Raw genomic sequence first — 10546 nt, 5'->3', positions numbered from 1 at the left:
CCCTCACCGTACGGTTCGGATGTTTCGGACGCGTGACCGGGCAGTTTCATCTCCGACCCCTCAGACGCCGGCGGTCGCGGGAGTCTGCTGGGTCTGGTCGTCCACCGGCATCCCGGCCGCGATCCCGGACTTCCCTCGACGCGGCTGACGGCGCGGCGTCGATGCACGCGGAGCCTTGGTCCGCGCGTAGGTCGTGTACAGCGGAAGGGCGACGAAGACGAGTCCGCCCACGAGGTTGCCGAGCACCGTGGGGATCTCGTTCCAGATCAGGTAGTCCATGATCGTGAAGTCGGCGCCGAGCAGCAGGCCGGACGGGAACAGGAACATGTTGACGATGGAGTGCTCGAAGCCCATGAAGAAGAACAGCATGATCGGCATCCACATCGCGAGGATCTTGCCCGTGACGTCCTTCGAGACCATGGCGAGGGTGACGCCGGTGGAGACCATCCAGTTGCAGAGCACGGCGCGGACGAACAGGGTCAGCATGCCGGCGAGGCCGTGTTCGGCGTAGCCGACGGTCCGGCCCTCTCCGATATGACCGATCGCCTCGCCGACCTCGTTCGGTGGCGTCGAGAACCCGTAGGTGACGACGATCGCCATCAGGACGGCGATCGTGAAGGCGCCGATGAAGTTGCCGAGGAAGACGAGCCCCCAGTTGCGGAGCACGCCGCCGAGTGTGACACCCGGTCGTTTGTCCAGCCAGGCGAGCGGGGCCAGGACGAACACCCCGGTCAGGAGGTCATAGCCGAGGAGGTACAGCATGATGAAGCCGACGGGGAAGAGCACTGCCCCGAGCAGCGGCATCCCGGTGGTGACGCTGACCGTCACCGCGAACGCCGCGGCGATGGTCAGGGTGGCACCGCCCATGATGGATCGGACGATGGTGTCGCGCGTGGAGAGGAAGATCTTCGACTCGCCTGCATCGATCATTCGGGTGACGAGTTCAACCGGTGGGACGTATGACATGGGACGCTCCTGGAGGATTCGACGTGCTGCGGAAGCCCGTACGCTCCGGGCATGCTCCGACAGTAGGAGAGCGCCGTTTCACCGCAGTGTCCCTAGGACATCGCTCGCGTTACAGTCTTCTCTCACGGCCCGCCGGGCACTGTGAGAAGTCCGAAACCTGGCTCGCAGAGATCCGCCCCGCAGCAGGACACCGCAGCGAGCAGCGGCGCTGCTCCGGCGGATCACCTGTCGCTGCGCCGGTCTCAGTCGGCGACGGGCGCGAGCATCGCCTCGGTACGGTCCCAGAGCGCTGCGGCGAGCGCCGTGTCCGTCGCACGGCGGTTCATCCGGGCCGGCTTGCGCTTCGCGAAGTACCCACCGGACGTCCAGTCGATGCCGGGCTGGCTCTCGGCCAACCAGAAGAGGGTGTCCGCTCCTTCTTCAGGGGTGTTGAGCAGGCGACGCCCGAACGGCGTCGCGTAGAGGAGGCGCATGGCACCGTCGGGGCTGTTCGAGAAGTTCGTCGAGATGACCCCGGGGTGGAAGGCCGCAGCGGACAGACCCTGCGCGCCGTACCGACGGGCGAGTTCTCGCGTGAAGAGGATCTGCGCAAGCTTCGCGTCGCCGTAGGCGCGGGTGGGCGAGTAGGACCGTTCACCGTCGAGGTCGTCGAGACCGGCCAGGTCGAGCTTGCCGAACAACCGGTTCGCGACGCTCGAGGTGTTGACGACCGTCGCGTCCGACTCGAGCAGTCGATCGATCAGCAGCGTGGTCAGCAGGAACGGCGCGAGGTAGTTGACCTGGAAGGTCTGCTCGTGGCCGTCGGCCGTGAGCCGACGCTCGGCGCCGAAGATGCCACCGGCGTTGTTCGCGAGGACGTCGATGCGCGGGTAGTGCTCGAGCAGTTGCGCGGCGAGCAATCGCACCTGTGCGAGTTCCGCGAAGTCGCAGACGAACGCCCGCGCACCGATGCGCTCGGCGACCGAGGCCGTCTTCGAAGCAGAACGTCCGACGACGACGACCTGCTCCCCGGCGTCGGTGAACGCCTTCGCTGCGGCAGCGCCGATGCCGTCACTCGCCCCGGTCAGGACGATGACGCGGTCACTCACGCGGACGACTTCCGGGCGCGGGGCTCGCTCGTGCGGGTCGGCTTCACGGGGGCGGCTTCCGGGACCTCGTGGCCGATGCGGAGGTCGCCCGTCTTGTTCGCGTCCTGCATCATCGCCTCGAGCCAGGTGCGGTTCAGTTCGGGCCGCACCTCCTCGTCGAACTCGAACTGCAGGGAGATGGAGGGGTGCACCCAGATCGACACCCGACCGCCACCGGTCTCGGGGTCACGCTGCCAGGAGATGGTGAAGGATTCGTTGCGGCGCAGTTTCATGACCGCGATCGATTTCACGTGCGCGAGGGTCCGATCGTCGAGCTCGAGCTCTCGTGACGAACTCCCGTAGATCAGTTTTCCCACCAGGACCACTCCCCCGTACCGGTCTTCCCGCGTCGCCACCGAACAGCGTCGCGGTGCACCCGGAGACCCGGGCGTTGTCCCCATCGTAGGCGACGGACGTGACGGCGCGGTGGTGCCGGACACGCCGCCGTCGGTGTGTCTCCGCAACACCACGCTGTTGTCCCCCACCGCCTCGCGAGTACCCGACATGTGCCGGAAAATCAAGGAATTTCGGGCCTGTTTCGCGGGCCTGGCAAACGCCTGGACGCCCGACGATCAGGCCAAACCGATCGCCGACCGCCCCCGAACCGGCTGCATGACCGTGAAGACCGAACCTTCCGTCGTGCCCTCGACCCAGCACGTCACCCACGGGCGATCCGCTTCCACGGGAACGCTCCGCCGGCCGGCCCGCGAGCCGCGCCGCGTGCCGAGACTCGTCTCCCAGCTGGCCGCCTTCGGACTCGTCGGCGGCACCGCCTTCGTCGTCGACGTCGGCGTCTACAACCTCCTGCGGCTCACACTGCTCGACGACAAGCCGATCGGCGCGAAGGTGATCTCCGTGGCCGTCGCCACGATCGTCGCGTGGCTCGGGAATCGCGCGCTCACCTTCCGCGCCGAGCGTGGTCGTGCGCTCTGGAAGGAGGGTGCGCTCTTCGCCCTCATGAACGTGGGCGGGCTCGGAATCGCCGCAGCCTGCCTGTTCGTGTCGCACTACATCCTCGGCTACACCTCACCGCTCGCGGACAACATCGCGGGCAACGGCGTCGGCCTCGTGCTCGGCATGGTCTTCCGTTTCCTCGCCTACCGGTTCCTGGTGTTCCATCCACCGCAGCAGCACGCCGCATCACCGGAGTCGACGGGACGAACCATCCCGTCCGACCCCGGTGTCCCGACCCCGGTGCCCGCCTCCGCGCACGCAGCAGCAGCGCAGACGACCGCACCAGCCCACATCCTGTCCACCTCCGGAGGCCTGTCCTGATGTCATCCGCACTCCTCTCCCCCACGCTCGGTCGCCCGTTCACCGCCGCCGATGAGCCCGCCCCGCTCCTCACCCCGCAGCCGGCGGCCCCCGTCGACCAACTCCCCAACCGCGGCACGACCCTCGACCCGTCCTCGCTCGCCGATCCCGGTTCCTGGGGCTTCCTCGAATGGCTCGGCTACGGCACGATGCTGCTGTTCGCCGCCGGCCTCACGATCATCGCCGTCACGACGCTCTACTGGATGCTGCACGCGTGGCGCTCCACCGGGCACCTGAAGAACACGGGCTTCTCGGCGGTTCCGCTGCCGGCGAAGCACTCCTTCACGCTCCTCGTCCCCGGTCGGCACGAGGAGGAGGTCATGGGCCAGACCCTCGACCGCCTCGCCCAGCAGGACCACCCCGACTTCGAGATCATCGCGATCGTCGGCCACGACGACCCGGGCACCGAACGCGTCGTCCGTGAGGCCGCAGCACGTCACCCGCAGCTGATCAAGGTCGTCGTGGACGACAGCGTGCCGAAGAATAAGCCCAAGGCGCTCAACCGTGCACTGCAGATCGCTCGCGGTGACGTCGTCGGCGTGTTCGACGCCGAAGACGAGGTGCATCCGCGCCTGCTGACCCTCGTCGACTCGCGCTTCACCGAGTCGGGTGCCGACGTCGTCCAGGGCGGCGTGCAGCTCATGAACTTCCAGACCAGCTGGTGGTCGCTCCGGAACGTGCTCGAGTACTACTTCTGGTTCCGTTCGCGCCTCCACTTCCACGCGAACTCGCGGTTCATCCCGCTCGGCGGCAACACCGTGTTCGTGAAGAAGAGCTGGCTCGACTGGTCCGACGGCTGGGACGACGGCTGCCTCGCCGAGGATTGCGAGCTCGGGGTGAGGCTCTCCAGCGCCGGCGCGACCGTCGTCGTCGCGTACAGCCCCGAGGTCGTCACCCGCGAGGAGACGCCGGGCACGCTGAAGTCGCTGTACAAGCAGCGCACGCGCTGGAACCAGGGCTTCCTGCAGGTGCTGAAGAAGGGTGAGTGGCGGAAGCTCCCCACGCTCCGTCAGCGTCTCTTCGCCCGGTACCTGCTGTCCATGCCGTTCCTGCAGGCCGCGACCGGACTCCTCATCCCGGTCTCCGTGCTCCTGGTGCTGTTCGCCAAGGTGCCGGCACCGATCGCCCTGCTCACGTTCATCCCGCTCGCCCCGACGATCGTCACCCTCGCGGTCGAGGCCTCCGGGCTCGGCGAGTTCGGCCGGCTCTACGGCCAGAAGGTGCGGTTCCGCGACTATGCGCGCCTCATCCTCGGCACCTTCCCGTACCAGATCTTCCTCGGCCTGGCCGCTGTCCGCTCCGTGTTCCGCGAGTGGAAGGGCGACCACTCCTGGGAGAAGACGGAGCACACCGGCGCACACCGCACCGACGAGGTCGCCGAGGCCACCGAGACCGAACCCGTCACGGTCACCCTGCCGAGCCCCACCCCTGAGCTCGTCCTCCAGAACGGAGCATCACGATGACCGGCATCCTCGAACGCCCGGCGTCCCTCAGGGCCCCGGAGCTGCACCTCGCGAACGACCGTCTCGACTGGATCGCCTCGGGCCCGCCGCCGCAGCGCGGACCCGGCGCGTTCCGCCGCTGGCTCTGGCGCCACGGCCGCACCGTCGCCTTCCTCCTCCCCGTGCTCGCCATCGCCGCCGTCGTGCAGGCGATGAACATGGGCGGTTCGCCGCAGCGCATCGACGACGAGGGCACCTACACGGCCCAGGCGTGGAGCGTGCTGAAGCTCGGGGAGCTCGCCCACTACACGTACTGGTACGACCACCCGCCGCTCGGCTGGCTGCAGATCGCGGCGTACACCGGGCTCACCGGGGCGTTCGACCGGTACGACATCGCGGTGGTCGCCGCCCGTGAGGCCATGCTCGTCGCGACCCTCATCTCGGTCGTGCTCGTGTGGGTCCTCGCCCGCCGTCTGCACCTCAGCCGAGCCATGGCCGCGGTCGCCGCCCTCGGCTTCGCGATCTCGCCGCTCGCCGTGCAGTTCCATCGCACGGTGTACCTCGACAACGTCGCCGTGCCGTGGTTGATCGGGGCGTTCGTCCTCGCGACCTCGAAGAAGCACCAGCTCGTCGGTTTCGCAGGCTCCGCCGCCGCCTTCGCGATCGCGGTGCTCAGCAAGGAGACGTTCCTCCTGGCGCTGCCGTTCCTCGCGTGGACCATGTGGCGGGCGGCCCGGAAGGAGACCCGTCGGTACACCCTCCCGGTCGCCGGCACCATCCTCCTGGTCACCGGCTTCGCGTACATCCTGTTCGCCGCGATCAAGGGCGAGCTCGTCCCGGGTGCCGACCGGGTCAGCCTCCTCGGCGGGGTGTTCTTCCAGCTCGGTTCACGCGTCTCGAGCGGTTCGTTGTTCGACCCCGAGAGCCTCTCGGCGAAGACGCTCAGCATGTGGTGGCAGCTCGACGCCGTGATCCTGGTCGCGGGCGCCGTCGCGGCAGTCGTCGGGCTGTTCCTGAAACGGCTCCGGGTCATCGCTGCGATGACCGTGTTCCTCGGCCTGTTCATGCTGCGCCCCGGCGGGTACCTGCCTGTGCCGTACATCATCATGCTGCTGCCGTTCATGACGATCCTCATCGCCGGAGTGACCGGGGCGGCACTGCATCGCCTGCGTCGGAAGCCCGCCGTCGGCCGCGCTGCCGGAGTCGTGTGGTTGGCCGCCGCACTCGCCGCAGTCGTCATCGCCGTGCCGAACACCGCCACCCAGCTGCGCGGGTTCCTCCTCGCCGACCTCGACAAACCCGTCCGTCAGGCCCAGCAGTGGGTGCAGGCGAACGTGCCGCAGGAGTCGCGGGTGATCGTCGACGACGCCATGTGGGTCGACCTCGTGGAGAGCGGCTTCGACCGCGACAACGTCATCTGGTACTACAAGATGGACACCGACTCCGCGGTCCAGGCGCAATCGCCGAACGGATGGCGCGACGCCGACTACATCGTCACGACCGACTCGATGCGCACCTTCCCCACGACGTTCCCCGAGGTGAAGGGCGCGATCGACAACTCGTCCCTCGTCGCCACGTTCGGCTCAGGCACCCAGGCTGTGGAGGTGCGCCGGATCGAGGCGAACGGGCTCGACGCCGCCGCCGAGCAGGCGGCCGGACGCACCGCCGCCCGCGCGGCCGTCGGCGCAGAACTCCTCCGCAATCCATCGCTGAGCGTGGCAGGAGAAGCCAGGAAGACCGTCAACGACGGCCAGCTCGATGCACGGGCACTCCTCGCTCTCGGCCAAGTGCTCTCCACCACCCCCGTCCGGCTCGAGAGCACCCCGGTGCTCGACGGCGAGACGGGTGAGGTCCGACGGACGATGGTGCTCCGCACCGGCTCGGCCGACGGTGACGGCGCTCTCGTCGACACCCTCCGCACCCTCCAGGGGAGCTACGCGCCGGAGCAGGTGACGCAGACCGCAGACGGTGTGCGCGTCGTGTACTCGGCCGTCGAGCCTGACGTACTCCGCTGAGCAGCCCGATCCGCAACGCACGGCCCTGAGCGTGTCGAGGGGTCACCACCGCCACGGGCCCGACCGGGCCATCCCGACTGAACCGAAGGACAAGGAGTCCCCACCATGCGAACCACCAATTCACGCCGCGTCGCCCTCACCGGGCTCGCCGCCGTCGCCACCGCAGCACTCATCGGCTTCGGCACCACCGCTGCGAGCGCCGCGACCACCGAGGCGTCCGGCGCCGGCTGGATCCGGATCGGACACCTCTCTGCCGACACCAAGACCGTCGACGTGAAGCTGTCGGCGCTCTCGGGCGGCGCGACCGTCTTCGAACTCGACGACGTCGCCTACGGGCAGGTGTCGCCCTACACCGACCTCGCCGCAGGCACCTACGTGGTGTCGATGGTGCCGGCCGGGTCCCCCGACAGCACGAAGCCCGTCATCAGCACCAACGTGACGATCACCGCAGGCGAGGCCGCGACCGCCGTCGCCTACGGCCCCAACAAGGATCTGCAGACGAAGGTGTTCGAGGACGACCTCACGGGGCCGGCGGAGGGTGCCGCACGCATCCGCCTCATCCAGGCCTCCACGGAAGTGAAGAGCGTCGACGTCAGCACCTCGACCGGCATGCCCATCGCCAAGGACGCCGCGACCGGCACGGCGACCGGGTACGCAAGCGTGCCTGCCGGACCGTGGGACCTCGAACTGACGGGTGGAGCGAAGACCGCTGCCGCGTCCGTCGACCTCGCGCCAGGCACCGTGAGCACGCTCTTCGTCCTCGACAACGCCTCCGGTGGCGTGACCCTCATGCCCGTGCTCGACAGCTCCGCCGCCGGTGACGCTCCTGCAGGACCGATCGAGACCGGTGGCGGCGGACTCGCGAAGCACGGGGCCTCGGGGGTGCAGCGCACGCTCGACGACGTCGACGCTGCAATCGTCGAGCTGGTGCGCGAGATCGGGACGGCGGTGCGCTGATCATGGTCGCCAAACGAACGATCGGCATCGCCGTGACCGCGGTCGCCGCGGTCACCGCCACAGCCGTGATCGCCTCGATGGCGACGGGCTTCCCCGCCAACCTGATCGACGACTCCAGCGACCGCTCCACCGGCACCTCGGGCACCGACGGTCAGGCTCAGCCCGTCGCGACGGACCGCACCGCCGTGGAAGCGGCCGACGCGTTCCTCGCCGACTGGGTCGACGAGGGCCGGGTCGTGCGCCGCGACCAGGGCGACGACACGGTGAGCGAGGGGCAGGCCTACGGGCTGCTCGTCGCAGCCGGCGTCGGCGACGAGGACGCGTTCACCGAGATCTGGGACTGGACCGAGCAGCACCTGCAGCGCGCCGACGGCCTCCTGGCCTGGCGCTGGAGCGACGGCGAGGTCGTCGACGACGAACCCGCCAGCGACGGCGACCTGGACGCCGCCCGCGCACTCGTGATCGCCGGTACCCGCTTCGATGAGCCGCGGTTCACCGAGGCCGGTGTCGCCCTCGCCGGGGTGATCGCCGACCGAATGACTGCCCAGACGGCCGTGGGACGCATCCTCCTTCCCGGCGTCTGGGCCGGTGCGGCCGAACCGTACGCCTACAACCCGTCGTACGCCTCTCCCGTCGCGTTCGCGGTGCTCGGCGAGGCGACCGGCGACCCGCGCTGGGCCGAGCTGCAAGCGGGCTCCGCAGCGGTCACGACCGCCCTACTCGACGAGAGCCCCCTCCCGCCGGACTGGGCGCAGGTGCACGCCGACGGCACGGTCAACGCCATGCCGGGTGCCGCAGGAGGGGGCGAGAGTGTCCGCTACGGCTACGACGCCGCCCGCCTGCCCCTCCGGTACGCGGAGTCGTGCGAGACGAGCGATGTCGCGATGGCAGCCCGGCTCGCCACGACCCTCGCCCGCTCAACCGAGTTGCGCGCCGAGTCCGACCTGGGCGGTTCGCCGATCACGTCGGACGAGCACCCGCTCGCCCTCCAGGCACGCGCCGCGGCACGCGCCGCCGTCGGCAACCTGCCGGAGTCCGCCGACGACCTGCGGGCCGCGGACGAGCTCTCGCAGGAGATACCGACCTACTTCGGTGCCGCCTGGGCAGCGCTCGCGCCGATGATGCTGTCCACCGACGACCTCGACGGCTGCGCGCCGCTGACCGGAGGAGCCTCGTGATGATCATGCGACCTCGCTCCCGCCGTTCACTCAGTGGTCTCGTCGTCGCCGGTGCGGTCGCCCTCGCGGTCGCATTGAGCGGCTGCGGCTCGACGCCCAGCGGCACGACGCCGTCATCGCCGAACGCCGCCGACGGTCCCATCACCTCGCAGGAGGCTGAGGACCGCGGCGCCGCCGGTGCGAAGCAGGATCCCGTCGCGCAGCAGCCGGCAACCGACGTCAGCGCACTGACCGTCGCCCGGGTGCAGATCCCGTCGATCGGTGTCGATGCGAACGTCGAACCTCTGGAGCGCGACGCCACTGGCGTCCTGCTCCCGCCCGTGGAATGGGAGGACGCGGGTTGGTACGAAGCCGGGGTGCTCCCCGGCCAAGTCGGCCCCGCTGTCATCGCCGGTCACCTCGACACGACGCTTCGCGAGGCCGTCTTCGTCCACCTCAAGCAGCTCGTGGCGGGCGACCAGGTGACGGTGACGATGTCCGACGGCTCCACATCGACCTTCGCCGTCGACCGCGCCATCGACGTCGAGAAGAAGGCCTTCCCCACGCAGGAGGTGTACGGACCGACGCCGGATGCCCAGCTGCGGCTCATCACCTGCAACGGCCCGTTCGACGACGCGGCCGACACCTACGCGAACAACTACGTCGTCTTCGCGACGCTCGTCAGCAGGACTCCGTAGCCCCGACGCTCACCGGACCGGATCCGCTCCCCGAGCCTGTCGCGGAGCCGCTGGGCTCCGAACCACTTCGACCGACCAGAAAGGCACCATCGTGAACCGCTCCCTCGTCGTCATCCCCACGTACAACGAGCTCGACAATCTGCAGCCGATCGTGAGCCGCACCCTGGCGAACCCCGGCTTCGACATCCTCATCGTCGACGACTCCTCCCCGGACGGCACCGGAGTCCTCGCCGACCAGCTCGCCGACCAGCACCCCGAGGTGCACGTGTTCCACCGGGCGGTGAAGGACGGTCTGGGTGGCGCCTACCTCGCCGGCTTCGCCTGGGCACTCGCTCGCGAGTACGACGCCGTCGTCGAGATGGACGCCGACGGCTCGCACCATCCGGAGGACCTCCCGCGGCTCGTCGGCCTGCTCGATGAGCACGATCTCGCGCTCGGTTCCCGCTGGGTGCCGGGCGGCACCGTCGAGAACTGGCCGGCCCACCGGCTTGCGCTCAGCCGCGGGGGCAACCTCTACACGCGCCTGGCGCTCGGCATCGCCGTCGCCGACGCCACCGGAGGGTTCCGTGCATTCCGTGCCGACGCCCTGCGCCGCATCGACCTCGACGACGTCGCCTCGCAGGGGTACTGCTTCCAGGTGGACCTGCTGTGGCGCGCCCTGCAACGCGGTCTGCGCGTCGTCGAGACGCCCATCGTGTTCACCGAGCGGGTGTCCGGAGAGTCGAAGATGAGCGGTGGCATCGTCACCGAGTCCCTCAAGAAAGTCACCGTCTGGGGGATTCGCCGCCGCCTGCAGGAAGCCCGTGCGTTCCTCCAGGGTCACCCGCTGCCCTCCGTGCGGGTGCTGTCCTCCCGCTGACCGCCCGCGGC

The 10546-nt window shown here is 69.4% G+C and carries 10 protein-coding genes; 7 read left to right on the top strand and 3 right to left on the bottom strand.

The features are described 5' to 3' along the window. Positions 1-60: 60 nt before the first annotated feature. The 3 genes from KXS11_RS00710 to KXS11_RS00700 all read right to left on the bottom strand — a co-directional run bounded on the left by KXS11_RS00710 (position 61) and on the right by KXS11_RS00700 (position 2410). Entirely contained in the window at positions 61-966 is a 906-nt protein-coding gene (locus KXS11_RS00710) for a formate/nitrite transporter family protein (protein ID WP_437383542.1), read from the bottom strand. Positions 967-1208: 242 nt separating this feature from the next. Then, positions 1209-2054, bottom strand: a complete 846-nt coding sequence (locus KXS11_RS00705) for an SDR family NAD(P)-dependent oxidoreductase (protein ID WP_437383541.1) — start codon at positions 2052-2054, stop codon at positions 1209-1211. Beyond that, the gene (locus KXS11_RS00700) at positions 2051-2410 is read right to left on the bottom strand and encodes a DUF7882 family protein (protein ID WP_437383540.1); all 360 of its coding nucleotides are present in this window, start codon (positions 2408-2410) and stop codon (positions 2051-2053) included. Before KXS11_RS00700 ends, KXS11_RS00705 begins: the two co-directional genes overlap by 4 nt. 295 nt (positions 2411-2705) lie before the next feature. Here KXS11_RS00700 and KXS11_RS00695 point away from each other — a divergent pair, with 295 nt between their 5' ends. The 7 genes from KXS11_RS00695 (at position 2706) to KXS11_RS00665 (ending at position 10535) form a co-directional block, all read left to right on the top strand. Then, positions 2706-3368, top strand: coding sequence for a GtrA family protein (locus tag KXS11_RS00695; RefSeq protein ID WP_437383538.1), 663 nt, complete (start codon positions 2706-2708; stop codon positions 3366-3368). Continuing rightward, the gene (locus KXS11_RS00690) at positions 3368-4870 is read left to right on the top strand and encodes a glycosyltransferase (RefSeq protein WP_437383536.1); all 1503 of its coding nucleotides are present in this window, start codon (positions 3368-3370) and stop codon (positions 4868-4870) included. The genes KXS11_RS00695 and KXS11_RS00690 overlap by 1 nt, the downstream gene beginning before the upstream one ends. Next, complete coding sequence (locus tag KXS11_RS00685; RefSeq protein WP_437383534.1) at positions 4867-6864, top strand: ArnT family glycosyltransferase; 1998 nt, start codon at positions 4867-4869, stop codon at positions 6862-6864. Before KXS11_RS00690 ends, KXS11_RS00685 begins: the two co-directional genes overlap by 4 nt. A gap of 105 nt (positions 6865-6969) precedes the next feature. Then, positions 6970-7821, top strand: a complete 852-nt coding sequence (locus KXS11_RS00680; protein ID WP_437383532.1) for a DUF4397 domain-containing protein — start codon at positions 6970-6972, stop codon at positions 7819-7821. A 2-nt stretch (positions 7822-7823) separates the two neighbouring features. Next, positions 7824-8999 (top strand): glycosyl hydrolase family 8, encoded by a 1176-nt coding sequence (locus tag KXS11_RS00675; protein ID WP_437383530.1) that lies wholly within the window; start codon positions 7824-7826, stop codon positions 8997-8999. Beyond that, positions 8999-9676, top strand: coding sequence for a class F sortase (locus KXS11_RS00670; RefSeq protein ID WP_437383528.1), 678 nt, complete (start codon positions 8999-9001; stop codon positions 9674-9676). The genes KXS11_RS00675 and KXS11_RS00670 overlap by 1 nt, the downstream gene beginning before the upstream one ends. Positions 9677-9767: 91 nt before the next feature. Beyond that, positions 9768-10535, top strand: coding sequence for a polyprenol monophosphomannose synthase (locus KXS11_RS00665; protein ID WP_437383526.1), 768 nt, complete (start codon positions 9768-9770; stop codon positions 10533-10535). The last annotated feature ends 11 nt before the right edge of the window (positions 10536-10546 follow it).

It is taken from the genome of Plantibacter flavus (assembly GCF_051487245.1).
GTDB lineage: Bacteria > Actinomycetota > Actinomycetes > Actinomycetales > Microbacteriaceae > Plantibacter > Plantibacter flavus_B.
Note: the sequence above shows the minus strand (reverse complement) of the source record. Positions and strands in the feature narration are given on the sequence as shown.

What these genes read in the sequence shown, in the direction of transcription:
- KXS11_RS00670 (WP_437383528.1), top strand. Translation starts at nt 8,999, where the DNA reads ATGATCATGCGACCTCGCTCCCGCCGTTCACTCAGTGGTCTCGTCGTC.
- KXS11_RS00690 (WP_437383536.1), top strand. Translation starts at nt 3,368, where the DNA reads ATGTCATCCGCACTCCTCTCCCCCACGCTCGGTCGCCCGTTCACCGCC.
- KXS11_RS00680 (WP_437383532.1), top strand. Translation starts at nt 6,970, where the DNA reads ATGCGAACCACCAATTCACGCCGCGTCGCCCTCACCGGGCTCGCCGCC.
- KXS11_RS00710 (WP_437383542.1), bottom strand. Translation starts at nt 966, where the DNA reads ATGTCATACGTCCCACCGGTTGAACTCGTCACCCGAATGATCGATGCA.
- KXS11_RS00685 (WP_437383534.1), top strand. Translation starts at nt 4,867, where the DNA reads ATGACCGGCATCCTCGAACGCCCGGCGTCCCTCAGGGCCCCGGAGCTG.
- KXS11_RS00695 (WP_437383538.1), top strand. Translation starts at nt 2,706, where the DNA reads ATGACCGTGAAGACCGAACCTTCCGTCGTGCCCTCGACCCAGCACGTC.
- KXS11_RS00675 (WP_437383530.1), top strand. Translation starts at nt 7,824, where the DNA reads ATGGTCGCCAAACGAACGATCGGCATCGCCGTGACCGCGGTCGCCGCG.